This is a genomic window from Novosphingobium sp. 18050 (assembly GCF_902706195.1).
Classification (GTDB): Bacteria; Pseudomonadota; Alphaproteobacteria; order Sphingomonadales; family Sphingomonadaceae; genus Novosphingobium.
In genome coordinates, this window is record NZ_CACSJO010000004.1 from 102,673 (window position 1) to 128,802 (window position 26,130).

The following is a 26,130-nucleotide window of genomic DNA, read 5'->3' on the forward strand; positions in this document are numbered from 1 at the left end:
GGAAGGGGTTTCACCCGCGCGGGTGATAAAAGTCGTAAATCGTCTGAGCGACCGCAGCGCTCACCCCAGGTGCGCGCTGGAGGTCTTCCAGGCTGGCTGCACGCACTTTGCCCGCCGTGCCGAAATGTAGCAGCAGCGCGCGCTTCCTTGCCGGACCGATGCCGGGGATTTCGTCCAGCGGACTGGCGCTGATCGCGCGGCTGCGCTTGGCCCGGTGGGCCCCGATGACGAAGCGGTGGACCTCGTCGCGCAGGCGCTGAAGGTAGAACAGCACCGGGGAATTGACCGGCAGGATCTTTTCGCGGCCATCAGGGAAGTGAAATACCTCGCGCCCTTCACGACCGTGATGCGGGCCCTTGGCGATGGCGATGAGCGCCACGTCTTCGATGCCCAGTTCCTCCAGCGCGTCCTTCACCGCGTTCATCTGGCCCTTGCCGCCATCGATCAGGACCAGATCGGGCCAGGTTCCGCCCTGCCGTTCCGGGTCTTCCTCCTGAACGCGGCCGAAGCGGCGGGTCATGACCTCGCGCATCATCGCGAAGTCGTCGTCGCTCTGCGCGGTCTTGATGTTGAACTTGCGGTACTGGTTGGTGATGAAGCCCTCCGGCCCGGCGACGATCATCGCGCCGACGGCCTTGGTGCCCTGAATGTGACTGTTATCGTAGACCTCTATCCGCTGGGGGACATCCGACAGTTCTAGGAACTCCGCCATTTCACGGTGAGTCTTCGCCTGCGTTCCCCGCTCGGCAAGGCGACGCTCCAGGGCCTCCACCGCGTTGCGCGTGGCCTGCGCAACCAACTGGCGGCGACTGCCGCGCTGGGGGACCGAGATTTCCACCTTGCCGCCCGCGCCTTCGCGCAAGGCTTCGGCCAGAAGATCGGCCTCGGGCAGTTCGCGGTCGATCAGGATGCAGCGCGCCGGAGGTACTTCCTCATAGAACTGGGCAAGGAAGCTCTGCATGACTTCCTCCTCGCTCAGCCCCTCAGTGTGAGAAGGGAAGAAGGCGCGGTGGCCCCAGTTCTGGCCGCCACGGATGAAGAACGCCTGCACGCCCACCTGCCCGCCGTGCGTCGCCATCGCAAAGATATCGGCATTGTCGACGCCTTCGGCATTGATCGCCTGACTGCCCTGAATGAACGTGGCCGCACGCAGACGGTCGCGCAGCATCGCCGCGCGCTCGAAATCGAGATCCTGCGCGGCCTCGGCCATCTGCACCTCGATCTTGCGCTGTACCGCATTGGACTTGCCGCCGAGGAAATCTTTCGCTTCGCGCACGAGTTCGTCGTAGTCTGCCTCGTCGATGCGGCCCACGCAGGGGGCAGAACAGCGCTTGATCTGGTAAAGCAGACAGGGCCGGTCGCGCCGGGCAAAGAAGCTGTCGGTGCAGCTGCGCAGCAGGAACAGCTTCTGCAGGGCATTGATCGTGGTGTTCACCGAACCGGCACTGGCGAACGGACCGTAATAATTGCCCTTCAGCCGCCGCGCGCCGCGATGCTTCATGATGCGCGGATATTCGTGGTCGGTGCGCAGGAGGATGAAGGGGAACGATTTATCGTCGCGCAGCAGCACGTTGTACGGCGGGCGGAAACGCTTGATGAGCTGCGCTTCAAGCAGCAGCGCCTCGGCTTCGGAATTGGTGGTGACGATGGTCATCGAGCGCGTCTGGCTGACCATGCGCTGCAGGCGCCCCGGCAGGCGTTCCCACTGGGTATAGTTGGCCACGCGGTTCTTCAGCGCCCGCGCCTTGCCGACATAAAGCACATCGCCGCGCGCGTCCTGCATGCGGTAGACGCCGGGCTTCACCGGCAGGGTGCGCACGGTGTCGCGGATCACCTCGACCCCCGCCTGGAGATCGGGTTGCTCCGAGCCGCGTATGCTCGAAACCGCGCGCTCCTCGTTGAAGCGTTCGGTGCCATTGGGGGTGTCGGGAGTGCCGGCAGGTGTTCGCGCCATGCCCGTCAGATAGGGCATGGCGCGATGGATCGGTAGACCCGCCGGTCCTATATCCTCAGAACATCTTGCGGAAATCGATGCCGACCACGCGGCCCTGCGGATTGCGATAAGCGCGCTGGTAGGCAAGCGGCACCGCGCCGTTCTCGTCAGTGACACGCTGACGCGAATCGAGGAGGTTGTCGGCCACGAACGAAAGGCGCGTCCCCTTGAAGAACGGCATCTTCGAGACCAGCGCCTCGTTTCGGCCCAGATCGGCGAAGATGCGCAGCGAAAGGTCGAACGTGCTGCCGAAGCGTAAGTCCGAACTGCCCGGCTGCCCCGAGCCATTGACCTTCGCCGGCGCTTCCCACTCGGCCTTCAGGCGCAGGCCGTAGCCGTTCTTGAACAGACCGCCTTCCGCCTCGATCGCGTGACGGGGTGTACCGCCCGCGCCGATGGCATCGCCATTAAGCTGGTCGAGGATCGGCACGCCCGGCGCGATGCGGACCGTGTCGGTGAAGCGCCAGGTATGATAGACCGCGATATTCCAGCGGCTGCCGGGCCCGCGTCCGCCGGGGCCCATGCCCATGCCGCCGCCGGGGCCACCAGGACCGCGCGGGCCAGCCCTGTCGCCGGAACCTTCCGCGCGGGTTCCGCCCGGACCGCTGGCTTCCGCTGGCGGAGGACCGCCCGCAAAGCGCATCTCGCGCATCGCATCGCCCGGCTGGGTGGGCGCACTGCCCTGCCCGCCCGCATCGGCGCCGCAGAAGCGTTGGCGCAGCTGCGTCAGCCGCTCGGGATCGACCTTGCCATCAGCGCCCATCAGCCGCTCACGCATGCGGTCGGGCAGGCTGGCGACGTCCGGCGGACCGCTGCCGCCCGCGCATAGCGCGGTACGGATGCGCTCGAAGCGCTGCGGATCGGGTACACCGCCCTCGCCCGGCCCGGCAGCACCCTCGGCTGCGCAGGCCCGCGTCTTGAATTCGGCCAATTTGGCCGGGTCGATCTTGCCGTCCGCGCCGATGAGACGCTCGCGCATGCCTTCGGGCATCGTCGACAGATCGGGCTCGCCTGAACCCGGCGCGCAAAGCTGCTGACGCATCGCCGCGAACCGCGACGGGTCGAAGCCCGGGCGCGGGCCCTGCGACGCCGAAGATTGGCCGCCCAGCGTCTGAACGCCCGGCATCGGGCCGGTTGCCCCGACCACCGGGCCGCCATTCTCCGCGCTACGCGGCGCCGAAGCGCCCTCGGAGCCGCCCCTGGTTGACCCTCCGCCAGAGCCGGATGACGAAGCCCCGCCAAGGCTGCCCGACAAGTTGATGCCCCAGCGCAGCGACGAAGTTTTGACCTCGTCGAACGTCACCGCGCGGCGGTCGATGGCGATCAGATTGCCGTCACCGTCGCGGGTCACGCGGCCGGGAAATGCAGATTCGATCGCCGGCGTCAGCAGCGGGAACGCCTGCGTCACGTCACTCGAACGGTTGCGGAAGTATTCGACTAGCAGGTTGGAGCGCTGCAGGAACGGCAGCTTCCACTGCGCCGAAACCTTCCAGTCGCGCTGAGTTTCCTTCTTGAGGTCGGGATTGCCGCCGCTGGTCACGTTGACCAGCGCACTGGTCGCCTTGGTGAAATCATAGACGGCAACGTTGTAGGTCAGGATCGTCGGCGCCGCGAGCTGCGTCAGCTTGGGCGCGGCCTCATCGACGATGTAGCTGGCCTGAAGCGTCAGCGTCTCGGTGGGTGACCAGGTGAGGCCCGCGCTCCAGTCCTTGAGCGTGCCGAAGTCGGAAAGGTGGTCAAGCCCGCCGCTCAGGTTCAGTGTGATATCACCTACCGCACCGAGGAAATCCTCGCCCTTGCTGGTCAGCGGCAAGGCCAGGTTGACACCGCCCAGCACATCGCCGCGCTTGAGGGTGACGGCGCCGAAATCGGTGCGGGTATCCTCGCTTACCGAGCGGTCGAAATCGTAGCCCGCCTTGACGGTCAGGTTGGCCTCGCCTGCGGGCATGCGGAACGGCTTGCCCGAGATCGTTGCGAGGTTGGACAGCGTGAGCTGGCGCGTGGTGGCGACGTCTACTCCGGCGCCCGGAACGAAGGGCAGCACCCCGTCGATCGTCAGCGTTCCTGCATCAATTGCATCCTGCAGCTGTGTCTGGGCATTGATACGCCGCCGGTCGACGCGGGTATTGGTGTCGATGTAAGTAGCGTTGGCCGTGGCACTGACCTGCCATTCCCCGAGCAGCGTAGAGTAACCAAGGCCGCCCTCGAACGTGTCGGATACAGAGCGCGTGGTAAGCGGATCGGGCAGCGTGCGCAGTGCGGTTTGGCCCGCGCCGTTGGTCAGCGTGACGGCGTCGAGGCCCGAAAGGGAAGTCGTTTGCGAGCGGGTATAACCGCCGGTCGCCGTGATCGAACCGCCAAGGCCATTCTCGCCCAGTCCCTGCGTCATCGTGCCTTCCAGCACGAGTTCGGAATCGCTTGCCGCAAGACTGCGATAACGCGCCGGGTCGGGATCACCCGCGACGTTCGAAGTGCGCGAGGCTTCCTGTTCGATGTTGCGCTCGGCTTCGGTCAGCATGGAGGTCTGGTCGAGCTTGGCAGTGACGTTGTAGCGGCGCGGTCCGGCGACTTTGAACAGGCCGGTTTCCAGCTCGTAATTGTCATAGCCGCCGCGCGTCGGGCGGTTGTACTCGTCCGAGGTGGTGACGGCGGCGAACTCGTTCTTGAGGATGATGTTCACCACCCTCTGGTTCGCCGAATAGCCGAAGCGCAGCGCCACTTCCTCGGGCAACACCTCAAGGCGGCGGATCGCCTCTGGTGGGATGTTGCGCATCTCGCGGAAGCTGGTGATGCGCTGGCCGTTGAGCAGCATTACCGGCCGCCCGTCGCCGCGCCCGCGTCCGCTGCCGGTCTGCGGGCTGATCGCCTCGAGCAATTCCTCGATCGAACTCACGCCGTAGGAAGCGATATCCTCCTCGTCGAAGACTTCGATGGGCTGCTGCGGCACATCGATCTGGCCGATGATGCGCGGCGACAGGACGAGGATCTCGTCACCGTGGACTTCAAGCGAATCGTCGTTTTTATCATCTTTCTCGACCATCGGCGCAGGCGCTTCCGTGGCCGTCGCAAGAGCAGGCATGCCCAGGCACGCGACCAGGCTGATCAAAGGTAAGGAACGCAAGTGCAGTCTCCGCCAAGAGCATTTGTTCAAAATTTAATGATCCTCCCTGAACGCCCCATTGCCTTGGCCTCTTTCGAACCACAAGCCGCTGTGCAGTATCATTTTGTCGCAATTGTCTTATGCTGCGACGAACCGGTAAACGGGCATCAAGACGGCGTAACGACGCGCACTTCTTCACGCCTACTTGCGCAAGTATAGTTCGCAGGCGGCCGTGTCGGCGCACTGGCTGATGCCACAAAAACGGGCTGCTGAGGATTTCCGCAGCCTTGCCGAGGCTTCCATTTTGCCCGGGTGCTGGTTATGCCACCTTGCGAAACACAAGAAGATACGGACACGATCGCCGATGGCGAAAGAAGAACTACTGGAGATGCGTGGCCGCGTGGTCGAACTCCTGCCCAACGCGATGTTTCGCGTGGAGCTGGAAAACGGTCATGAAATCCTGGGTCATACTGCCGGCAAGATGCGCAAGAACCGCATCCGCGTGCTGGTCGGCGATGAGGTTCTTGTGGAGTTGACGCCTTATGACCTCTCCAAGGGCCGCGTTACCTATCGGTTCATGCCCGGTCGCGGCGGTCCCGGTCAGTTTGGCGGTTGATCTGCCACCTGGCGGCGCTACAGGCGAAGCCCCTTCCCCGACACTGGTGCCCAAGCTGATGCCCCAACTAGTCCTGGCATCAGCCAGCCCCCGGCGACGTGAACTGATCGCGCGCCTTGGCATAACGCCAGATGCCATCGAAGCCGCCGACATCGACGAAACCCCGCAGCCGCGCGAAGTGCCGCGCGACTATGCCCGCCGCATGGCCCGCGAAAAGGCGCTGGCCGTGTCCGCACCGGATGCCTGCGTGCTGGCGGGCGACACCGTCGTCGCCTGCGGCCGCCGCATCCTGCCCAAGGCCGAGGACGAAGCGACCGCGCGCGCCTGCCTCGCCCTGCTCTCCGGCCGCCGTCACCGCGTGCTCTCGGCCATCGCGCTGCGCAGCCCGGACGGAAACCTGCGCGAACGCCTGAGCGAGACGATCGTGCGTTTCAAGCAGCTCAGTCATGCCGAGATCGAAGCCTACATCGCCGGCGGCGAGTGGGAGGGCAAGGCCGGCGGCTATGCCATCCAGGGCAGCGCCGAGGGCCTCATTGTCTCGATTTCCGGCAGCCATTCGGGCGTCGTCGGGCTCCCCTTGTTCGAGACGCGCGCACTGCTGCTCGCGGCGGGCTTTGCCCTTGGCTGAATGGCTCATCGAGGACGGGATCGGCGAAACCCGCGCGATCCTCGTCGAGGACGGGCAGGTCCTTGCCGCAAGGCTGGACTGGCCGGGCAGCCTTGCCGCCGGTGAAGTGGCCGATGCCGTTCTCGTCGCCCGCCGCGCCGGATCGCCGCGCGGCACCGTCCGCTTCGATTCGGGTGAGGAAGCCCTAGTCGACGGCCTGCCCACTTCCGCCAGCAAAGGCGCTCGCCAGCGGGTGATCGTCACCCGCGCCGCCATGGCCGAAACCGGACGCCTCAAGCGCGCGCAGGCCCGAGCCAGCGATCTGCCGGTCCGCCCGGCCCCGACGCTGGCGCAGTCCCTGCAGGCAAGCGGCGCGCTGGTACGCACCCTGCGGCGGTTTCCCGACGACCCCTGGCCGGAGATCATCGCCGAGGCGCTGGACGGCATCATCGATTTCGAAGGCGGCGCACTGGTCGTCACGCCGACCCCTGCGATGACGCTCATCGACATCGACGGCGTCCTGCCCCCGCGCGCACTGGCACTGGCTGCCGTGCCCGCGATCGCAAATGCCGTCGGGCGGCTCGACCTTGCAGGCTCGATCGGCATCGACTTCCCTTCGCTGGAGCGCAAGGAGGACCGCCGCGCCGTGGACGATGCTCTAGCCGCTGCGCTCGATCACTGGCCGCACCAGCGCACGGCGATGAACGGCTTCGGCTTCGTCCAGCTGGTAGCCCGGCTGGAACGCCCCTCGATCACGCAGCGCGTACGCGCGGCCCCGGCTGAAGCCGCCGCCCGCCTGCTGCTGCGCCGCGCCGAATCGGTGAACGAGCCGGGCGCGCTGCTGCTAACCGCCCATCCCGCAGTGCGCGCCGCCGCTACGGACGACTGGCTCGCCCAGCTTGCCCTCCGTACCGGACGCACGCTTCGCTGGAACGAAGATCGCACCCTTGCGCTGGGCGGGGGATTCGCGCAGGCGCTGTCATCATGACGACAACCGGACGCAAATGCCCCATCTGCGGCAAACCCCGCCAGGCCGAGCATACCCCCTTCTGCTCGAAGCGCTGCCGCGACCGCGATCTCCTGCAATGGCTGCAAGATGGCTACGCGCTGCCCGGCCATCCCGCCGATCCAACCAGCGATGCGCCCGGCTTTGAAGACAATCCACAGGACGATTGAAATTTTCTCGTCATCAAGGGCTTGCCAAGCTCCTCAGGCTTGGCCATAGGCCCGCCACCAACCGCTGGTTACTCCCTTCCGGAGCAGCCAAGCAGACAGTGCCCGAGTAGCTCAGTTGGTAGAGCATGCGACTGAAAATCGCAGTGTCGGCGGTTCGAATCCGTCCTCGGGCACCACTTGCTTATCTAAGCATCTGATCCTCCGATCTTTTCGCTAGGTTGGACATCAACCCGGAAGTTGGGTTGGACATCTGCAAAATCACCCACCCTCGTAGAAAACTTGTCGAGCGCGGTATTAGCGAGACGCGCGCGTCAACCTCCGCGGTGGAAGGTCGCTGCTCCTTGTCACTGGTGATCGCCTGGCCCACCGCATCGGTCTCTCCGCTTTCAACCAAGCGCCTGGTCGTGGGCAAAACGCGCGCAGATGATTCGTTATTGCCCCTGGCGGGATCGGTGATGATCCCCCCGTTGACGATAGACCAGCAGCGCGACGGTGCAGCGCCGGGCCGCCATATTCAACATCGGGTGTGACACGGCACCGAACGCGTGCGCCTGCGAGGGCTCTGCAGCAAGAATGTCGGCATAGGGGTGCTGCCCCCCCGTCGCCCTTCAGGAAGCTAATTTTCCAGTTTTACGGTGAAAGCGAAAGCGCGGCTTGCCATGCCGGCCCGCGACTTTCGCAACGTTCGGGGCAAATCAGGCATCTTCGTTGTTCCATGCGTCGGGTAGGGTGCTTTGGCCCGTGCCGATTCGCCCGCGATGATCTCGATCTTGCGGGGATCCAACCTGAAGATAATCCTGGCGGGCTTCCCCGCAGCGCAGGCCTTCCCGGCGGCCGCAGCATCTACATCAAGGCGTTCAACTGAGCCCCGTCAAGATCGACGCGGTTCACGCGCATGATAAGGAGGCGCGGGCAAGCGATGACTGGCTCACCTCATCAAGGCCGTTTCACCTCTCTGCAAGTGCAGCATCAATCATGGCGCGCCATGTGGTTTCGACATCCTGCTCGTCGATCTGGCGCCCGCACCTCAGATTCAACTCATGATTTCCTGCGACGCTCATCTTGGTCGACGGGTCGCGCACGGCCTCCAGGACGGCCTGGGCTTCCGGCAGATAATGCATCCAGCTCGGATTGCTGCCCATGCGCTCATTCGGATGTACGCCGTGAACATAGCACAATGCCCGCGCGGCGCGCTCAAGTGCCGTGGTTACGGTGTGTGCGGCGACAGGCGATGACGTAACCTGCATGTCTTTCTCCACCCAAAAACCCCAAATTTTATTTTTTCGTGCGCTAATTTAAACTTGGCAGCGAGCGCTCACCGCAATCGGGGGCAATGTTGAGCAAAGCTCCCCGAGCCGCACCGCCAGCATGATTCCGCCGATTCTACCAGCTGAACGGCATCGCAGTGAGGTCTGAAAATTAGGCGGGCCTTTTGCGCCACAGCGGCCCGGACTGTGCTCCTCCCAATGCGCCAAACTGGTGCTGCAGCGGCAGCTTCAGGGTTGCGCCAGCCGCTGCAACGCTCGAAAATTATCGCCTCCCGAGATATCCCACAAGTGGGGGGTAATCAGGATGCGCATGCATTCGCTACGCCCTCAATAAGCCTTCCAATCCAGCTCTGCATCATCCAGCGCCTCATGCATGTCCGGGTCGGCGCCCTGCTCGCTCAGCCGCTTCCGTACTGCCTCGGGGTCGCCATTCCTGGGAAAGGAGCGATCCGCCCTGCCCGCCGCCGCGAGCTGCCCTATGATGCCGTCGCGGTCGACCTGCATCAGCAGCCACCGACCGAACGGCCCGCGCTCGTCCGGTTCCTTTGTCCTTCCGGTCTCGCGTAGCCGCACATCCCTGGGTGCCGGGGTGAAAGCGCGGTGATCTGCTGGCTTGGTAATGTCCTGCCACGCTCCGGCGCCGCCAGCGATGCGTCCGACCTCCCGGCACAGATCGCCGAGCACTTGATCCTTCTCCATCACCTCGCTCCTTCCGTCATCTCGGTCCTCGCATCACCCGTTTCCACTCCCGCTCGTCGCGCTATGAAACTCAAAATCACGTTCAGCCCAGCGCAACAGTTCAGGTCTGACCAAGCTCAAGCAGCTCGTCGTCGGGTAGTGGGTGGCCCTGCCGTGCCATGTGTCATGGCGACAAACCTTCCGCGAATCATCAGGCATCCGACCAGAATGTTCTTTATTTGTTCTTAAATCCGATTACAACGAAAAGGCGCGATTGACACGGCGATCGATGGAGCCAGAATGCTGCGATGCACAATTACCGAATTCCGGCCAGCTTTCTTGCCATTCCCTTTGGATTCGCTGCCGCCGCCGCTATTTGCCGCATGATTATCCAATCCGGCATCGAAAGCCGCATTCAAATCCTGTGTTTTTGGGTCTTGGCAGGAACGATCGAAATAACTCGAGAACGACAAGGCAGCGGCGTCCGGTTCATCCTGACCGCCGTTGCCATCGCCGGCGCAATCATCGCGGTGAAAATTTACCTCGAGGGCATTCCGCCAAGGCTGACCAATTTCCTATAGAGCGATTGATTCCGCTCCACTCACGTCCAACAAATGCCGCGACGACAACCTGCGCCCCTACCTGGCTTGGCCGACAGCTTCCGCGAGCGGCGCTGCCTAATTCCGCCGATGCAGTGGTGCGACCCTGAGGGAAGGATCGGCGCAACGCCCGCGCCTGATGCTCGCGGCCGGGCGAAGAGGTGCTCGTCATACCTAATATCTGGTGCCCGATCGAATGAACGGGACGAGGCCTGTCAGATGATCATGGTAGACCGCTGGTGACAGATGTCCGATGTGCACCACCGGATGCCTACCTCCAGCGCCGAAGCACTGGGCGCGCACGGGACCGATGGTCGCCAAACGAGGCTAACCAACTGATTTACTTGAAATATTCTGGACCGTCCTCAAGCACCACTTTCCCCCTTCTAGACGAATCTGTATGCCGGGGATCCCTTTCGAGGCCGCATTTCCTGCGCAACCATCTGTCGCCCGCATCGTTAGGCGCCGCGACCTGTTGATTTTTAGTCGCAAATTGTCGCACCCGCGAAATGCGCGCTTGCGAGGCTGCGGCATTGCTTCAATAGGAAAAGACCTGAGCTAGAAGGCGTGCGACTTGAAAACCAATCCCCCCAAGGCCTTCCGCTGGCGGCATGGCAGGCCCTTGTCCGTTGTTCTGTTTGCAGCCGCTGCGCTTTCCGCCTGTTCGGGCGAATCGAACAAGGATGCGGCCCAGAAGCCCGGCGCGGCCGTCGGCTACATCGTCGCCGGCACCAGCAGCGTTCCCATGGCCGTCACCCTGAGCGGACGCACCGTCGCTTTCGAGACTTCAGAGGTTCGCCCGCAGGTCAACGGCGTCATCCTCAAGCGCTTTTTCACGGAAGGTAGCCTGGTGCAAGCCGGCCAGCCCCTGTTCGAGATCGACCCCAGCCTTTACCGCGCAGCCGTGAACCAGGCGCAGGCGAACCTCGCCAGCGCCCGCGCTTCGGCCGAGGCCGCCAGCGTCAAGGCTGAACGTTACCGCCCGCTCGCCGAGATGGAAGCAGTCGCCAAGCAGGACTACACCGATGCGCTCTCCGCATCGCGCGTCGCCAAGGCCTCCATCGCGCAGAACGCCGCCACGCTGGACACAGCGCGCATCAACTTGCGCTTCACCACCGTGCCCGCACCGATCAGCGGCCGCATCGGACGCTCGCTGGTCACCGTCGGCGCACTCGCCAGCGCCAGCCAGACCGATCCGCTGGCGGTGATCCAGCGCATGGACCCGATCTACGTCGACATGCAGCAGTCCGCAGCCGACCTCGTGGCGCTGCGCCGCAAGCTGGCTGAAGGCGGCGTCCAGCCCGGCAGCACCGAAGTCCACCTGCAACTCGATGGCGGCACGCTCTATTCGCGGACGGGCACGGTCCAGTTCTCCGAAGTGACGGTCGACCAGGCCACCGGCACCGTCACGCTGCGCGCGCGCTTCCCCAATCCCGATGGCCAGTTGCTGCCCGGCATGTTCGTGACCGCGATGTTCGATCAGGCGTCGGACCCCAACGCGATCCTGATCCCGCAGAACGCGGTCCAGCGCGACTTCGATGGTACTGCCTACGTCATGCTCGCCGGCGCCGACAACAAGGCCATACGCCGCAAGGTCACCGCAGACCGCACTTACGGCGAGAGTGCCGTGATCACCTCAGGCCTCGCCAAGGGTGACAAGGTTATCGTCCAGGGGCTGAACGGCCTGCGCCAAGGCGCTGCGATCAAACCGGTAGCCAGCACCGCCCCGCAGAAGGTTGCGCCGCCCCAGGGCAATCAGGCGAACGGGCAGGCAGGCGACGCCAGCAGCAAGAAGGGCGGCTGACGCCAGATGTCACGCATCTTCATTGATCGTCCGATCTTCGCCTGGGTCCTGGCGATCATCGTGATGCTCGCCGGGCTCGGCGCGCTCAACTACCTGCCGAACGAGCAGTACCCTGATATCGCACCCACCCAGGTCAATATCCGCGCAACCTATCAGGGCGCTTCGGCGCAAACGATCGAGAATTCGGTCACCCAGATCATTGAGCAGCAGCTAACCGGCATCGACGGTCTGCTCTACTTCAGTTCCTCGTCGAGCAACCGTGGATCGGCCTCGATCAGCGCGGTCTTTGCCAAGGGTACCGATCCGGACATCGCCCAGGTCCAGGTCCAGAACAAGGTCCAGTCGGCTCTCCCGCGCCTGCCGCAGACGGTGCAGGCACAGGGCGTCACTGTCACCAAGTCGAACCCCGACCAGCTACTGCTGGTAGCGGTCTACGACGAGACCGACACCCGCTCCAATCAGGACGTCTCGGACTATCTGACCTCGAACATTCAGGACCCGCTTTCGCGCGTTCAGGGCGTGGGCGACGTCAACGTGTTCGGTGCGCCCCACGCCATGCGCATCTGGCTCGACCCGCGCAAGCTCGCAGCGGTCGCGCTTATGCCCAGCGACGTAACCTCGGCGATCCAGGCGCAGAACACCGAAGTCGCAGCCGGCGAAGTGGGCGGCCTTCCCGCGCCGCAGGGCCAGGCGATCAACGCGGTCCTGACGGCCGGATCGCGTCTGCAGACCCCCGAACAGTTCCGCGAGATCGTCCTCAAGACCAACCCGGACGGCTCCGCCGTTACCGTAGGCGACGTCGCCCGCGTCGAAATCGGCGCTGAAAACTACACTTCGGTCAGCCGCGTAAACGGCCACCCCGGCGCCGGTATCTCCATATCCCTCTCGCCCGGCGCCGACGCGCTGGCCACCGCCGAAGCGGTGAAGAGCAAGATGGAGGCGCTCGCCGCCGACATGCCCGACGGTGTGAAATACATCTACGGCAGCGATTCCACCGATTTCATCAAGCTGTCGGTCGAAGAAGTCGAGAAGGCGCTGTTCGAGGCGATCATCCTCGTCGTCATCGTCATGTTCGTGTTCCTGCAAAGCTGGCGCGCCACGCTGATCCCGGCGATCGCGGTGCCGGTGGTGCTGCTCGGCACATTCGCGATCTTCTATCTCGCCGGGTTCTCGATCAATACGCTGACCCTGTTCGGACTGGTGCTGGCCATCGGCCTGCTGGTCGACGACGCCATCGTCGTGGTGGAAAACGTCGAGCGGTTGCTGGAGGAAAACCCCGGCATGTCGCCCCGCGATGCGACGATCAAGTCGATGGAGGAAATCCAGACGGCACTTGTCGCGATCGCCCTCGTGCTCTCGGCGGTGTTCCTGCCGATGGCCTTCTTCGGCGGATCGACGGGCGTGATCTACCGCCAGTTCTCGCTGACGATCGTCGCGGCCATGGTGCTGTCGGTGCTGGTGGCGCTGATCCTCAGCCCCGCGCTGACCGCCACCCTGCTCAAGGCCAAGGTGCCCGAGGAAGAACGCGAGCCGACCTGGATCGAACGCCACCTGCCCTGGCTGGCGCGCGGGTGGGAGAAGTTCCACGTCTGGTTCAACGGCAGTTTCGAACGCATCACCGAAAGCTACGCCAATAAGGTCGAGCGCGTGGTGGAGCACAAGTGGCGCTGGCTGGGGCTGTTTGCCGTAACCTGCGTCATCACGCTGATGATGTTCCAGCGCCTGCCGACCGGGTTCCTTCCCAACGAGGATCAGGGCAACATCATTATCCAGTGGCGCCTGCCCGCCGGCACGCCCCGCGCCCGCACCGAAGAAGTGCAGCGCGAGGTCGAAAAATACTTCATGACCTACGAAAAGAACAATTACGCGGGCATGTTCACCATTTCCGGTGGCGGTCAGGGCGCAGCCGGGCAGAACAGCGGCCAGGGCTTCGTCAACCTCACCGACTGGGCGCAGCGCACCGATCCCAAGGACAGCGCTGACGCCATCGTCAAGCGCGCCAGCGCCGCCTTCCGCAATCTTCGAGATGCTCAGGTCTTCGCTCTCGTGCCAGGCTCGGTTCGCGGTCTGGGTACGTCCTCGGGCTTCACCCTCGAACTCCAGAATGCCAACGCCCTCAGCGCCGACAAGTTCGCCGAAGCGCGCGACAAGCTGCTTGCCGCCGCCAACGCCAATGACCAGCTGTCCGGCGTGCGCCTGAGCAACCTGCCCGACGTTTCCACGCTCAAGCTCGATACCAATACGCGCGCGCTGACAGCTTTCGGCCTGACCCCCGCCAACGTGAATTCCACGCTGTCCACGGCATGGGGCGGCAATTACGTCAACGACTTCATCGACAAGGGGCGCGTCAAACGCGTCTATGTGCAGGGCGACGCGCAGTTCCGCTCGCGTCCGGAAGACCTCGCGCAGTGGTTCGTGCGCGGATCGGATGGGCAGATGTCACCGTTCTCGGCATTCTCGACGGTCAGCTGGTCTACCGCGCCCAGTTCCACCTCGCGCTTCAACGGCTTGCCCGCCTACGAATTCTCCGGCGATGCCGGCACCGGCGTAAGCTCGGGCACGGCGATGAACCTCATGGAAAAGATGGCGTCCGACATTCCCGGCGTAAGCGTGGCCTGGGCGGGCTCGTCCTATCAGGAGCGGCTGTCCTCCGGTCAGGGGCCGGTGCTTTATGCGCTGTCGCTGCTGGTGGTGTTCCTGTGCCTTGCCGCGCTCTATGAAAGCTGGTCGATCCCGGTCGCGGTCATCCTCGTGATCCCGCTCGGCCTGCTCGGCGCGATCGCCTTCGTGACGCTGCGGGGTCTTGAAAACGACGTCTACCTGCAGATCGGCCTGCTTACCACGATGGGCCTCGCCGCCAAGAACGCGATCCTCATGATCGAATTCGCGGAACAGGCAGAGCGGCAGGGCAAGCGCGTCATCGATGCCGCGCTGGAAGCGGCGCGCATCCGCCTTCGTCCGATCCTGATGACCAGCTTCGCGTTCATCTTCGGCGTGCTGCCACTGGCAACGGCGACCGGCGCGGGCGCCAACAGCCGCGTCGCCATCGGTACGGCGGTGGTGGGCGGCATGCTCACCGCCACGTTGCTGGCGATCTTCTACATCCCGCTGTTCTTCGTGCTCGTGCGCCGCAGCGTGCGCGACGGTATCGCCAAGGCCCGCGAGAAACTGGCCGAGCGCAAACAGCGCGCGGGAGACACCGCATGAAGCGCCTGACCGCAACCACCCGGCTGATGGCCGGATTCCTCCCCGCGCTTGCCCTGGGAGCCTGTTCGCTGGCACCCAAGTACGTGGCTCCGCCGCCGCCGGTCCCGGCTTCCTGGCCGGTCGGGGACGCCTATCTTGCGCAGAGCGAGGCGTCCCTGCCGCTGGTGTCTTACAAGGAAGTCTTCCGCGATCCTCGCCTGCAGGCTCTGGTGGAGCAGGCCCTCACCAATAACCGGGACTTGCGGGTCGCCGCGGCCAACATCGCCGCCGCGCGGGCGCAGGTGCGCGTCACCCGGGCCAACCAGTTCCCGGCCGTCACCGCCACCTCGTCCGCCACCGATAGCGAGACCGGCGGCGGGTTCGGCCAGAACGGCATGAACTATACGCTACGGGGCGGCATCTCCAGCTTCGAGCTGGACCTTTTCGGCAAGCTGGCCAACGCCACCCAGTCCCAGCGCGACACCGCGCTGGCGACCGAGGCAGCGGCACGTACCGTGCGCCTCGGCCTCGTCGCCGACCTCGCGCTTGGCTGGGCCACATACGCCGCCGACCGCGATCTGCTGAACATTGCCCAGGCAACTGCCGCCAACGCCGCGGGCAGCGTACGCCTGTCCGACGCGCGCCTGAAGGGCGGCGTCGCGCCGCGTACCGAACTGCGCCAGGCCGAACAGGTTCTGGAGACCGCCAACGGCGACGTCGCTGCGCAGAAGGCGCAGCTGGCGCAGGACATCAACGCCATCCGCCTGCTCATCGGCGCCGACTTCGACCAGTCCCTGCTTCCCACCGGGATCGACGAGGTTAACGCCAGCCTGAGCGAACTTCCCGCCGGAACCAGCACGCAGGTTCTGCTGCGCCGCCCGGACGTGGTTCAGGCCGAATACCAGCTACGTGCCGCCAATGCCGACATCGGTGTCGCTCGGGCACAGCTGTTCCCCTCGATTTCGATCAGTGCGCTGATCGGTTTTGCCAGCACGTCGCTCTCCTCGCTGTTCGACGGCGCCTCACGCACGACAACACTGGGAGGCAATGGCAGCTGGTCGATCTTCAACGCCGGCGGCCTCTCGGCCAACGTCGAGGTTTCGAAAGCCCAGCGTGACGCAGCGCTGGCGACGTATGAGAAGGCAATCCAGACGGCCTTCAGCGAAACCGCTGATGCTCTCGCGGATCAGGGGACGCTGGCCGAGCGGCTGCGCGCGGCCTCGGCCTTCACTGCGGCCACGCAGGACGCCGCACAGCTAACCGAGGCGACCTATCGCCGGGGCATCGCCAGCTCGCTCGACAATCTCGACGCCCAGCGCACCCTCTATTCGGCGCGCCGGACGGAGATTGCGGTACGGCTTCAGCAGGCGAACAACCGAGTTACGCTCTACCGAGTGCTGGGCGGAGACCAGTCGACAGCGCCCGCTCAGCCGTAAAGCGGGATGATCTGCGGAAGGTCGACCGTAGTGCGAATGCCCGGCGGCGCCGCGCAGACGGCGGGGAGCGCGTTGATCGGCCGGTGCGCGGTCAGGCCGGGCGTATAGGCCGGGTAGTCCTCTGCCGAGACCGGGAAGGTGATGTCGACCTTCACCGGCGTATCCCCCTCGGTGACGATGCGCCAACCGGATTCGCGCAAGTCCCAATCGTGTTCGATATCGGTCGTCACGTACCAGTTCGCACGGAAACGCAAGATGGATCGCCCCTGATGCTTGCAGGTGATCGTCGTGCGCATCGCCCCCACCGTCCCGGCCGGAACCTTGCCCGCCGCGATGTCGAGGTCGTGCTTTGTCGCAGACAGTTCGCCCACTGCCTCGATCTCGTCGCAGGGCAGGCCGATAGCCTCGGCGATCTGGGAAAGCGAGCTGCCGAAATCGCCTTTGAGGTGTTCGGCGCGGCGCTGGTCGAACGGGGCCATCGGCGCGGCGAAGCCCATGATCTGGAACAGCATGTCGGGTGAATTGCGGCTCGATACGTCGGCATATTCGTCGATCGTCAGCAGGCCATGGCCCCGCTGGAGCGAGAGCAGCGGAATCGCCAGCGCCTCGGTGACAAAGCCGGGGCTGGAGCCGGTCGAGTAGATCGAGGTTCCGCCCTTGGCACAGGCTTCCTCGATGCGCGCGCGATTGGCCGGGTCCATCATCGGTGGATAGTGGAAATCGCCGCGCGTGGTCACCACGTTCTTGCCCGAGGCGAGCAGCGCGCAGAGCGCATCCCAATCGGTCCCCTGCTGCATGAACAGCACGCAATCGGCATCCAGCGCCACGATATCGTCCAGCGAGCCGGTCGCCTTCACGCCGGTTTCAGCTTCCGCTCCTTCAAGGCCCGCAAGCTCACCCGCATCGCGGCCGACCTTGTCTGCCGAACTGACCCACAGCCCGACCAGTTCCATCCGCGGATGCTCGATCACCATGCGCAGCGCGCGGCTGCCGACATTGCCCGTCGCCCACTGGACAACCCGCCAGATCCTGTCTTGTGGCATCCCGTTCTCTCCCGTGTTTTCTTCTTGGGCGTTACCCTGCCGGACCTGCAGACCAAGGGGCATTCCCGCGTGGGAACGCCCCTGCCCGTTCAGAATTTCACGCCCGCCTCTACGCCGTAGATCGCCGGCTTGTTCCAGTTCGCGCCGATGCCGAAGCTGGAGTACTGCGCCTGCGTCAGATAGCGGCTGTTCGTGACGTTATCGCCGTAAAGCGCGAGGTAGAACTTTTCGTCCGGCGCGGTCCACTGCGCGCGCAGGGCCAGGGTGGCATAACTTCCCTGCTCGAACTGCACGCCCGAGGGGCCGAAGAAGAACTTCGAGGAATAGAACAGGTTGCCCGACAGAGCGAGCTGACCGCCGGCCACATCCGCCTCGTAGCGCGTGCCGACGAAGCCGGTAAATTCGGGCGTGCGCTGCATCGTCACGTCCTCCAGCATTGTGGGCACGACCACGAAGGTCACGCCGCCCGCCGCGCATGCCGCTGCCGTGGCAGCATCAAGCTCGTTGCAGCGCACGTAGACCGGCGCATTGTTGAACTTCTTGTAGCGGGCATGGACCCACGAAGCGCCTGCCGAAACCTGGAAGGCCGGGGTCACCTGATAATGGGCCGAGCCTTCAAGGCCGTAGATCTCGGATGTCGCGGCGTTGATAATCTCCGCCGTGCCGGTGCGGTAGATCGAGACCTGCAGGTTCTTGTAATCGTAGTAGAATGCCGCGCCCTCGAACGAGAGGCCGCGTGCCTGGTACTTGAAGCCGAGTTCGTAGGCGTTGATATCCTCGGGCTTGACGCTGTTGCAGAGGAACTGCCCGGGGTTCGCGGGATCGGGATTGGACTGGCACGAACCACCGACGTCGGAAATCGCCGCCTTGTAGCCCTTGGTGAACGAGGCATAGATGCTGGTCTGGTCGGTCGGTTTGTAGCGCAGCACCACGCGGGGGGTTAGCTTGTTGTTCGAGATATTCGGCACCGGCACCCGGATATCGGTAAACGAGCGGTTCCAGTAGGCATCCACGATCTTGTCCTGCGAATAACGCGCGCCCGCCGTCACGAACAGCTGGGGGGTCAACTCGTAGGTCGCATCGAGGAACGCGGCATAGCTCTTGACCGTGGTGCTGGAGCCGCCGAGGCGGATGCGCTCATTCGAACCGTTACCCGCGTTGTTGATGTAAGTGATGTAGGTATCGGTGTTCTGGAAGTAGAACAGCCCGGTGGTCCACTGTAGCTTGGGTCCGGCCTTGGAGGTCAGCAGAAACTCCTGGCTCCATGTATCGTTGATGTTGGGCAGGCCGAGCTGGAACAGGTCGAGCCCGGAATAGTCGAGATCCTGCGACATGACCGAGTTTTCACTGCGGTACTGGCTGTAGGATGTAAAATTCGCAAAGCCGAGGTCGGCGCGGATCGTGCCCTGCAGCACGTCGCTGTTCGACCGAAAAATCTCACCCACGGAACCCGTGGCGATCTTGTTCTTGGCCGTCGTGAAAGTACCGGGAATACCCCCGAACGGTGCGCCCAGCCCGAAGTCCGAGGTATCGAGCGTCGAGGCCAGCATGTTCGAGGGGTCGTTCACGTCGCCGTGCTTGTAGCGCAGCAAAACGTCCACATTGTCGGTCAGGTCCGCCTTCAGGCCAAGCCGCATCGACCAGTTCCTGTAGCCGCCCACGCGCTTGCCGCTGGAGATATCGTGCTGCCAGCCGTCGCCCCGGCGGTACTGGCCCTCCACGCTCAGCGCCACGCGGTCGGAGATGACGTAGTTGGTGAAAGCCTCGGCGCGGGCCTCGTTGTAGCGCCCGTAACTAACGCGGCCCTCGAAGGCATTGCCGTTCGTCGAAGGCTCCCGCGTGGAGACGAGGATCGCGCCTCCGGTGGTGTTGCGGCCGAACAAGGTGCCCTGCGGGCCTTTCAGCACCTGGATGCTGTCAACGCTGATGAGGTCGAAATCAGCCGCCAGTGGGTTGGGCGAGTAGAATCCGTCAATGTAGATGCCGACATTGCCGCCGCCGCCCGATGTCGTCACCGCGGTGCCGATGCCGCGAATGGTGGGTTGGAAGAAGCCGCCCGCGAAGTCGAAACGCAGCGCCGGGGTAACCTTGCCGATATCGGCAAGCTGCTGGACGCTGGCGGTCTTGAGGACATCGTCGGTAAGGTTGGTGATCGAGATCGGCACATCGACCTGTGCCTCGGCGCGGCGCTGGGCGGTGACGATAATCGCGCCGTCGTCGATAGAGGGCGTGTCCTGCGCACTGGCCTGCGCGAAAGCCGGCAGCGGCGCCAGCGCCGACAACCCGGCCAGCGCAAACACGGACGCATAAGTCCTGGCACTATTCACGGTATCCCTCCCTGTTTTGCTTTTCAGCGATCCTACAGCCGATGCGGGAGGGTGTGCCAGCGGGCGCATGGACACCTGCGAGATATCGCGAGGGCAGATTCGCGGCAGAGGACCCTCAGGGGCCCATGTATCCTATCGTTTCCTGGTGAGCGTCGAAGGAATCAGCTTTCCAGCGGACCGAGCCGAACGGACGCTCCAGACGTCGCCGCACTCGGCGGCCGTGGTGGCTGCGGTTAAAGGCGTCCACCTTCGCCTGAATGTCGAAATCGGACTGGGTATAGCGCCCCCGCATCCGCAAATAGTCGCCCCAGGTGGGGCAGTGATAGCGCTCGGTCCACAGGGCCGGATTTTCGATGTCACGAGCTATGGTCCAATCGAAGCCGCCGATGCGCTTGCGCACGCGCTGCATCGTCATCATCGCATCGTAGAATTCCCGGGCGCGGACGGGATCTACGTCATACTCGACCTCGATCACCAACGGCCCGGAACGCAGGGTCAGCGGCAGGGTGACTTCGGGCTCGTAGCCGATCTCGACCGAGTCCGTATCGGCCTCGGCGTCCTGCGCAACCGGCAGGACAGTGCCCAGCAAGGCGCTGGCGGCCACGGCGATGCCGGACGCGACAAGCGCGAAGGACACGTCATGCGCGCTCGCAACCATACCCCACCCCCAGGCGCCGATACCCACGCCGGCAGTGATCGCCGAGGAGAACAGCGAAAGCGCCCGCGCCGTTACCCAACGCGGCGCGGAAAGCTGCACGGTGACGTTGAGCATCGCCACGGTCAGGATGTTGCAAGCCCCTACCACGAGGAACGCGAGGCAGCTGAGGACCAGCGAATGGCTGAAACCGATAGCGACGAGCGCGATGCCCGTACCCACGGCGAACAGGCGAAGCGCCCATTCGGTTGAGATCGCCTCGCGGATCTGGCTGACGAAAAGCGCGCCCGCCACCGCGCCTACCCCTTGTGCGCCCAGCAAAATGCCGAAGGTTGCCGCATTACCGTGCAGTAGGTCCTTGGCGATCAACGGTGCAAGGGCCGATGCGGTCGCCGTGGTAAGGCCGAACACCAACACCCGCAACAGGGCTGTGCGCACAGCCGGCGCATGCAGCGCATAACGTGCGCCGGTCAGGATCGCGCGGTCGATCCGCTCGGGCGGTAGGCGCGAGGGCACGTGGCGGCGCTGCCAGAAGAAGAACGCGGTGAGCAGCGGCAGGTAAAGCAGCGCGGTCATGCCGAATACCGCCTTCACGCCGTAGACGACGACGATCAACCCGCCCAGCGCCGGCCCGAAGCTGCGCGCGACATTGTAGCTGATCGTCCCCAGCGCCACCGCCGCCGGCAGATGCGCGCGCGAGACCTGCTCCGGGATCGAGGCCTGCCAGGAAGGCGAGAACAACGCCACGCCGCCGCCGATCAGCACACAGAACGTCAACAGCACCCACGGCGTCGTCAGGCCCAGAAAGGTGACGCCCGCCAGCACCGCTGCGGCGACTGCGCTGAAGGCCAGCCCGGTCATGGCGATGCGGCGGCGGTCGAACATGTCGGCAATAGCACCCGCGGGCAGCGTCACCAGCATCAACGGGATCATCATCGCCGTCTGTACCAGCGCAACCATGCTGGGCGAATTGCTCAGCCGGGTCATCTCCCACTGCGCCCCCACGCCCAGGAACAGCTGCCCGAAGTTCGAGAACAGGCTGGCGGACCAGATGTTGCGGAACGTGCGCTCCCTCAGCGGGGCGAAAGCACCGCCCTTAGCCTGTTCGGACCCTTCGCCGCTCCCGCCGCCTGCGCCGCCTGCTCCTCCTGCACCGCCCGCCATGGCCACTTCATCCCTGTTCTTTTGTTTGGACACCGATCTTGGCCAGCACCCTGCGCCCGTCAAGGGGGGCATCGCGAAGACGATCTATTGCAGCATCGCAGCCTCATACCGATATACTAACCATAGTCAGCAATCGCTGCGGCGATAGGACTTTGTGGTCCGATTGCAATTCCCCCGCCCCCCAAGCATGACCGGCGGAAATCGGCGCTTTGCTGCGCAAACGAACACGAGGAGAGCTGCCGTGACCGAGGCCTATATCATCGACGCTGTGAGAACCCCGCGCGGCCTTGGCAAGATGGGCAAAGGCGCACTGTCGCAGATGCATCCCGAACATCTGTCGGCCTCCGTCCTTGCCGCGATCAAGGATCGCAACGCAATCGACACCGCTGAAGTCGACGACGTGATCTGGGGCGTCTCCGCCGCGCTTGGCCAGCAGGCGGGCGACATCGGCCGCATGGCCGCGCTCGATGCAGGCTACGACGTGAAGGCCGGCGGCGTCACCCTCAACCGCTTCTGCGGGTCGAGCATCACCTCCACCAGCCTTGCCGCTGCCATGATAAAGTCGGGCATGGCCGATCTGATGGTGGCGGGCGGCATGGACATGCTTTCCTACGCCAACATGTACGGCATGAAGATGCGCGAAGCGGGCGTAGGCAGCTCCGGGATGGGCGCGGGCAACCCGCGCCTCCAGGCCAAGCACCCGCAGTCTAACCAGGGCGTCGCCGCCGACGCCATTGCCGCGATGGAAGGCATCACCCGCGCAGAGCTGGAAGCGCTCGGGGTCGAGAGCCAGCGCCGCGCCGCGCTCGCAATCGCCGAAGGCCGCTTCGACAAGTCGACGATCGTGGTGAAGGACGACGAGGGCAACGTCATTCTCGATCACGAGGAATACCCCCGCCCCGAAACGACCGCCGAAAGCCTGGCTCAGTTGAAGCCGGCCTTCGAGATGTTCTACAACATGCCTTCCGCACCCGGCGGCAAGACCTATGTGGAACTGATCAACCAGGTCTATCCCGAGGTGGAGATCAAGCCGATCCACCACGTCGGCATCTCCTCGGGCGTAGTCGACGGCGCCTCCGCCATCCTGCTGGCATCCAAGGACTATGCCGAGGCCCATGGCCTGAAACCGCGCGCGCGCATAGTCGCCATGGCCGAAACCGGCGACTGCCCTACCCTGATGCTCAACGGTCCGGTGCCGGCGGCGCGCAAGGTACTGGCAAAGGCTGGTCTCACCGTCGCTGATATCGACGTCTTCGAGGTGAACGAGGCTTTCGCCGTCGTCGTAGAGAAATTCATCCGCGACCTTGACCTCGACCGCACCAAGGTTAACCCCAACGGAGGTTCGATGGCGCTGGGCCATCCCATCGGCGGAACCGGCGCCATGCTGATCGGCACGGCTCTGGATGAACTGGAACGGACCGGCGGGCGTTACGGCCTCATAACGATGTGCGCGGCGGGCGGTATGGCCCCTGCGATTATCATAGAACGCGTCTGACGACGCTGGACATCACACGGAGCGCGCCAGAGGGCGCCCTGTAAGGAGCAATGCGTGGCCACTGAGGCGGAAGACAAACCGATGGGCAAGCTGAGCGACCCCTTCTCCATGCGCGACGAAACCCCGACGCGCCAGGTGGGCTTGCGCATGACCATCGTCAGCCGGCTGCAGCGCAACAATTTCGATCGTAAAGTGGCCGCTCTCAACGTCACCCGCTCGCAATGGGCGATGATCGCGATCGTCGCGCGCTATCCCGGATCGACCCAGCGGACCGTCGCCGAATACCTCGAAATGTCCGAGGCTTCGGCCGGTCGGCTGATCGACCGCCTCTGCGCAGACGGATTGCTCGAACGCCGCGACCGCAAGGATGACCGGCGTGCTCGCGCAGTCTACCTCACCGAGCAGGCAAAGCCTCTTCTCGACCACCTCGGCGCGATCGCCGCCGAGAGCGAGAAGCGCATGTTCGCAGGCTTTTCCGACGAAGAAGTCGACCGCCTGCTGAACTACATGACGCGCATCTACGAAAACGTCAGCCGGGGCTGAGTTTCACACGCCGCAACAGTGGTTGCGCCAACAGGTACAAATGAAAAAGGGCGGCGCCATCGGCACCGCCCTTTCTTTTTCAGTGCCTTGGAAGGCTCACTTAGCCGAAGCGATTTCCTTCTTCGACAGCGAGGAGGTCACCTTGCCGCCGACGTCGCTGAGGCTCGAAGCCGGAACGGTCACCAGACGGCCGTTCAGGATGACCTGCGGGTTACCCTCTGCGGTGACGCGGTAGATCGGCGCGATGCGGAAGCCATCGGCGGCGTAGAGCATCTTGCCGGCGTTCAGCGCGACCGGCGAAGCAGCTTCCTCGGTGGCTTCGCGGACCTGGGCGATCTCAGCGAAAGCGACGCCCGGAAGGGCAGCTACAGTGACAAGAGCGACGAGCGATGCGAACTTCTTCATTGTCTTTCTCCGAACCTGACGAACCTAAACGTAATCGGTTTTTCCAACTTACTAACCTAGGTTAGGAGTTGGTCGCGCGGAAGTCAATTGTAATTTCTGCAACTATAAGCGCATTTTGTTCAACGTTATCGCCATGGCGTGATTTGCCCCGCCGTTCCTGTTCCTGATCTCTCAAAGGCCCGGAAACGGGCGGCCTGGCGGCCATCATCGTCCGCACGATGGGCGCCCCGGTTGATCCTCTCGGGCTTTGCGCGCACATCGAACAGGTGGCGGCAAACGGCTGAAAAGCTGGCCGCAAAGGCGAAATCACAAGATAACGACAGGGACTGGCAGAAGATGTCGACAAAGGTCATGGAGGGCGTGCGCGTCCTTGAAGTCGCACAGTTCACCTTCACCCCCGCCGCCGGCGCCGTGCTGGCCGACTGGGGGGCAGACGTCATCAAGATCGAGCACCCGGTGCGTGGCGATACACAGCGCGGTTTCCTCAACATGGGGGGCGTCACCCTCGACCCGCTGCGCCACACCCTGTTCGAGCACCCCAATCGGGGCAAGCGCAGCGTCGGCATCGACCTTTCCACGCCCGAGGGCCAGGAAGTGCTCTACGAACTGGCCAAGCAGTGCGACGTGTTCCTGACCAACTACCTCCCGCAGGTGCGCCAGAAGAACAAGTTCGACGTCGAGCACATCCGCGCGGTCAATCCGAACATCATCTATGCGCGCGGCTCGGCACTGGGGAACAAGGGGCCTGAGCGCGAGGTAGGCGGCTTCGACGGTACTTGCTTCTGGGCCCGCAGCGGTGTTGCCTATTCGATGACACCCGAGGAATTGGGGGCCCCCCTATCGCAGGGTATCCCGGCTTTCGGCGATTCCATCGGCGGCATGTTCATCGCCGGCGGCATTTCCGCAGCGCTCTATCACCGCGAAAAGACGGGCGAGACCACCGAACTCGACGTCTCGCTTCTCAGCACCGCTGCCTGGGCCTCGGGCGCGCTGATCGCACAGGTCGCCGAGACGGGCATACTTACCCGCAACCCGATGCCGGGATCGGGCGGCGCGGCGCGCAACCCGTTTATGGGCAACTACCAGACCAGCGACAACGGGACGATCAACCTCTGCACGATCTCGCCCACGGGCCACATCCGCAGCCTGTTCGAACATCTCGGCGTGCCGGAAGCGGCAGAAGATCCGCGCTTTTCCGACCCCCGCGCCCTGTTCGAAAACGCAGGTGCGGCCAGCGACGTGCTGGTCAAGGCTTTCGCGCAGCACCCGTTCGCCTACTGGCGCCAGCACCTCAAGACCTTCTCGGGCCAGTGGGCGCCGGTCCAGAGCTTCCACGACCTGCTCACCGATGACCAGGCTGTCGCTAACGACATGATCATCGAAGTCGAGGGTGCCGACGGCGGTGCACCGCTCAAGTTGGTACGCGGTCCGGTGCAGTGGAACGGCGAAGCGGTGGAAACCACCCGTTCGCCGCAGGCCTCCGAGCATACCGAACTCGTGCTCATGGAAATGGGCATCGAGTGGGACAAGATCGAAGAATGGAAAGCCAAGGGCGCGATCGCCTGAGCGCCAGCCCGCCATGCTGAAGCGGCATATCGCCGCCCAATGCTTGAATGCCCTGACAACAGGCGCATAGAATATTCCGGTGCCATCGCGTGAAAACAAGCGATGTCGACCCGGATAACGACGCACATGTGAGAGACCTCTCTCAAGAATGAGGAACCTGAAATGAAGCCCGGAACCCGCCTGAAAAGCGCCGCCTGTGACACCGAAGTCATGGTCATTCGCAGCGCCGACGGCCAGATTGAGTGCGGCGGCTCGCCTATGGGGGAGACCAAGCCCGCCGAGCCCGCCCCCCTCGCCGCAGATTTTTCCGCCGGCACCCTGATGGGCAAGCGTTACGTGGATAGCGATGGCAAGTACGAATTGCTCTGCGTGAAGCCCGGAAAGGGTTCGCTTGGCGTCGACGGCGCCGCGCTGGTCGTCAAGGACGCCAAGCCACTTCCGGCCTCCGACTGACTTTCGAAAAAGACAC

General features: G+C 64.2%; 22 protein-coding genes and 1 tRNA gene. 14 read left to right on the plus strand and 9 right to left on the minus strand.

Annotated elements, in window-relative coordinates; all coding sequences use genetic code 11:
* Positions 1–10 precede the first annotated feature (10 nt).
* Entirely contained in the window at positions 11–1,972 is a 1,962-nt protein-coding gene (gene uvrC / locus GVL61_RS06285; RefSeq protein ID WP_159978126.1) for an excinuclease ABC subunit UvrC, read from the minus strand.
* Positions 1,973–2,009: 37 nt separating this feature from the next.
* Positions 2,010–5,033, minus strand: a complete 3,024-nt coding sequence (locus GVL61_RS06290; RefSeq protein ID WP_235037550.1) for a TonB-dependent receptor — start codon at positions 5,031–5,033, stop codon at positions 2,010–2,012.
* A gap of 424 nt (positions 5,034–5,457) precedes the next feature.
* On the opposite strand from GVL61_RS06290, the gene infA reads away from it, so the two are divergent.
* From infA to GVL61_RS06320, 6 genes are all read left to right on the plus strand, one after another.
* Positions 5,458–5,709 (plus strand): translation initiation factor IF-1, encoded by a 252-nt coding sequence (gene infA / locus GVL61_RS06295; RefSeq protein WP_059150355.1) that lies wholly within the window; start codon positions 5,458–5,460, stop codon positions 5,707–5,709.
* 58 nt (positions 5,710–5,767) lie between these two features.
* The gene (locus tag GVL61_RS06300; protein ID WP_235037551.1) at positions 5,768–6,337 is read left to right on the plus strand and encodes a nucleoside triphosphate pyrophosphatase; all 570 of its coding nucleotides are present in this window, start codon (positions 5,768–5,770) and stop codon (positions 6,335–6,337) included.
* Entirely contained in the window at positions 6,330–7,304 is a 975-nt protein-coding gene (locus tag GVL61_RS06305; protein ID WP_159978132.1) for a ribonuclease, read from the plus strand. Before GVL61_RS06300 ends, GVL61_RS06305 begins: the two co-directional genes overlap by 8 nt.
* Positions 7,301–7,492, plus strand: coding sequence for a DNA gyrase inhibitor YacG (locus GVL61_RS06310; protein ID WP_159978134.1), 192 nt, complete (start codon positions 7,301–7,303; stop codon positions 7,490–7,492). Before GVL61_RS06305 ends, GVL61_RS06310 begins: the two co-directional genes overlap by 4 nt.
* A 100-nt stretch (positions 7,493–7,592) precedes the next feature.
* Positions 7,593–7,668: transfer RNA gene (locus GVL61_RS06315), tRNA-Phe, on the plus strand.
* 66 nt (positions 7,669–7,734) lie between these two features.
* Positions 7,735–8,022, plus strand: a complete 288-nt coding sequence (locus tag GVL61_RS06320; RefSeq protein ID WP_159978136.1) for a hypothetical protein — start codon at positions 7,735–7,737, stop codon at positions 8,020–8,022.
* Between the two features lie 417 nt (positions 8,023–8,439).
* Here the strand turns inward: GVL61_RS06320 and GVL61_RS06325 are convergent, their stop codons facing one another.
* Together GVL61_RS06325 and GVL61_RS06330 are read right to left on the minus strand one after the other, a co-directional pair.
* Entirely contained in the window at positions 8,440–8,739 is a 300-nt protein-coding gene (locus tag GVL61_RS06325) for a hypothetical protein (RefSeq protein ID WP_159978138.1), read from the minus strand.
* A gap of 348 nt (positions 8,740–9,087) precedes the next feature.
* Complete coding sequence (locus tag GVL61_RS06330) at positions 9,088–9,459, minus strand: hypothetical protein (protein ID WP_159978140.1); 372 nt, start codon at positions 9,457–9,459, stop codon at positions 9,088–9,090.
* Between the two features lie 287 nt (positions 9,460–9,746).
* Between GVL61_RS06330 and GVL61_RS06335 the strand changes: the two genes are divergently transcribed.
* The 4 genes from GVL61_RS06335 to GVL61_RS06350 all read left to right on the plus strand — a co-directional run bounded on the left by GVL61_RS06335 (position 9,747) and on the right by GVL61_RS06350 (position 16,463).
* Positions 9,747–10,019, plus strand: coding sequence for a hypothetical protein (locus GVL61_RS06335; RefSeq protein WP_159978142.1), 273 nt, complete (start codon positions 9,747–9,749; stop codon positions 10,017–10,019).
* 652 nt (positions 10,020–10,671) lie between these two features.
* Positions 10,672–11,841 (plus strand): efflux RND transporter periplasmic adaptor subunit, encoded by a 1,170-nt coding sequence (locus GVL61_RS06340; RefSeq protein WP_159978416.1) that lies wholly within the window; start codon positions 10,672–10,674, stop codon positions 11,839–11,841.
* A gap of 6 nt (positions 11,842–11,847) precedes the next feature.
* A complete protein-coding gene (locus GVL61_RS06345) occupies positions 11,848–15,048 on the plus strand; it encodes an efflux RND transporter permease subunit (protein ID WP_159978143.1) in 3,201 nt (1,066 codons plus the stop codon).
* Positions 15,045–16,463, plus strand: a complete 1,419-nt coding sequence (locus GVL61_RS06350) for an efflux transporter outer membrane subunit (protein WP_159978145.1) — start codon at positions 15,045–15,047, stop codon at positions 16,461–16,463. Before GVL61_RS06345 ends, GVL61_RS06350 begins: the two co-directional genes overlap by 4 nt.
* Here GVL61_RS06350 and GVL61_RS06355 read toward each other — a convergent pair.
* From GVL61_RS06355 to GVL61_RS06365, 3 genes are all read right to left on the minus strand, one after another.
* The gene (locus tag GVL61_RS06355) at positions 16,454–17,506 is read right to left on the minus strand and encodes a dihydrodipicolinate reductase (RefSeq protein WP_159978147.1); all 1,053 of its coding nucleotides are present in this window, start codon (positions 17,504–17,506) and stop codon (positions 16,454–16,456) included. The two genes, GVL61_RS06350 and GVL61_RS06355, sit on opposite strands and share 10 nt — an antisense overlap.
* 89 nt (positions 17,507–17,595) lie before the next feature.
* A complete protein-coding gene (locus GVL61_RS06360; RefSeq protein ID WP_235037552.1) occupies positions 17,596–19,833 on the minus strand; it encodes a TonB-dependent receptor in 2,238 nt (745 codons plus the stop codon).
* Positions 19,834–19,948: 115 nt separating this feature from the next.
* Positions 19,949–21,652 carry an MFS transporter gene (locus GVL61_RS06365; RefSeq protein ID WP_159978151.1) on the minus strand — a complete coding sequence of 568 codons (1,704 nt, stop codon included), beginning with the start codon at positions 21,650–21,652 and terminating at the stop codon, positions 19,949–19,951.
* A 241-nt stretch (positions 21,653–21,893) separates the two neighbouring features.
* On the opposite strand from GVL61_RS06365, the gene GVL61_RS06370 reads away from it, so the two are divergent.
* Together GVL61_RS06370 and GVL61_RS06375 are read left to right on the plus strand one after the other, a co-directional pair.
* The gene (locus GVL61_RS06370; protein ID WP_159978153.1) at positions 21,894–23,147 is read left to right on the plus strand and encodes an acetyl-CoA C-acetyltransferase; all 1,254 of its coding nucleotides are present in this window, start codon (positions 21,894–21,896) and stop codon (positions 23,145–23,147) included.
* 54 nt (positions 23,148–23,201) lie between these two features.
* Entirely contained in the window at positions 23,202–23,690 is a 489-nt protein-coding gene (locus GVL61_RS06375; RefSeq protein ID WP_159978155.1) for a MarR family winged helix-turn-helix transcriptional regulator, read from the plus strand.
* A 96-nt stretch (positions 23,691–23,786) separates the two neighbouring features.
* Here GVL61_RS06375 and GVL61_RS06380 read toward each other — a convergent pair whose 3' ends face one another.
* A complete protein-coding gene (locus GVL61_RS06380; RefSeq protein WP_159978157.1) occupies positions 23,787–24,095 on the minus strand; it encodes a hypothetical protein in 309 nt (102 codons plus the stop codon).
* A 125-nt stretch (positions 24,096–24,220) separates the two neighbouring features.
* Positions 24,221–24,448: a hypothetical protein gene (locus GVL61_RS24935; protein ID WP_235037553.1), complete on the minus strand. Its 228-nt coding sequence runs from the start codon at positions 24,446–24,448 to the stop codon at positions 24,221–24,223.
* Between GVL61_RS24935 and GVL61_RS06385 the strand changes: the two genes are divergently transcribed.
* Positions 24,432–25,661, plus strand: a complete 1,230-nt coding sequence (locus GVL61_RS06385; RefSeq protein ID WP_235037554.1) for a CaiB/BaiF CoA-transferase family protein — start codon at positions 24,432–24,434, stop codon at positions 25,659–25,661. The genes GVL61_RS24935 and GVL61_RS06385 overlap by 17 nt on opposite strands.
* A gap of 162 nt (positions 25,662–25,823) precedes the next feature.
* Entirely contained in the window at positions 25,824–26,114 is a 291-nt protein-coding gene (locus GVL61_RS06390; RefSeq protein ID WP_159978159.1) for a hypothetical protein, read from the plus strand.
* The last annotated feature ends 16 nt before the right edge of the window (positions 26,115–26,130 follow it).

Coding starts and splice junctions, on each gene's coding strand:
- GVL61_RS06330 (WP_159978140.1), bottom strand. CDS start 9,459: ATGGAGAAGGATCAAGTGCTCGGCGATCTGTGCCGGGAGGTCGGACGC.
- GVL61_RS06325 (WP_159978138.1), bottom strand. CDS start 8,739: ATGCAGGTTACGTCATCGCCTGTCGCCGCACACACCGTAACCACGGCA.
- GVL61_RS06380 (WP_159978157.1), bottom strand. CDS start 24,095: ATGAAGAAGTTCGCATCGCTCGTCGCTCTTGTCACTGTAGCTGCCCTT.
- GVL61_RS06335 (WP_159978142.1), top strand. CDS start 9,747: ATGCACAATTACCGAATTCCGGCCAGCTTTCTTGCCATTCCCTTTGGA.
- GVL61_RS24935 (WP_235037553.1), bottom strand. CDS start 24,448: ATGACCTTTGTCGACATCTTCTGCCAGTCCCTGTCGTTATCTTGTGAT.
- GVL61_RS06390 (WP_159978159.1), top strand. CDS start 25,824: ATGAAGCCCGGAACCCGCCTGAAAAGCGCCGCCTGTGACACCGAAGTC.
- GVL61_RS06300 (WP_235037551.1), top strand. CDS start 5,768: ATGCCCCAACTAGTCCTGGCATCAGCCAGCCCCCGGCGACGTGAACTG.
- GVL61_RS06365 (WP_159978151.1), bottom strand. CDS start 21,652: ATGGCGGGCGGTGCAGGAGGAGCAGGCGGCGCAGGCGGCGGGAGCGGC.
- GVL61_RS06355 (WP_159978147.1), bottom strand. CDS start 17,506: ATGCCACAAGACAGGATCTGGCGGGTTGTCCAGTGGGCGACGGGCAAT.
- uvrC (WP_159978126.1), bottom strand. CDS start 1,972: ATGCCCTATCTGACGGGCATGGCGCGAACACCTGCCGGCACTCCCGAC.
- GVL61_RS06345 (WP_159978143.1), top strand. CDS start 11,848: ATGTCACGCATCTTCATTGATCGTCCGATCTTCGCCTGGGTCCTGGCG.
- infA (WP_059150355.1), top strand. CDS start 5,458: ATGGCGAAAGAAGAACTACTGGAGATGCGTGGCCGCGTGGTCGAACTC.
- GVL61_RS06310 (WP_159978134.1), top strand. CDS start 7,301: ATGACGACAACCGGACGCAAATGCCCCATCTGCGGCAAACCCCGCCAG.
- GVL61_RS06350 (WP_159978145.1), top strand. CDS start 15,045: ATGAAGCGCCTGACCGCAACCACCCGGCTGATGGCCGGATTCCTCCCC.
- GVL61_RS06385 (WP_235037554.1), top strand. CDS start 24,432: ATGTCGACAAAGGTCATGGAGGGCGTGCGCGTCCTTGAAGTCGCACAG.
- GVL61_RS06290 (WP_235037550.1), bottom strand. CDS start 5,033: ATGGTCGAGAAAGATGATAAAAACGACGATTCGCTTGAAGTCCACGGT.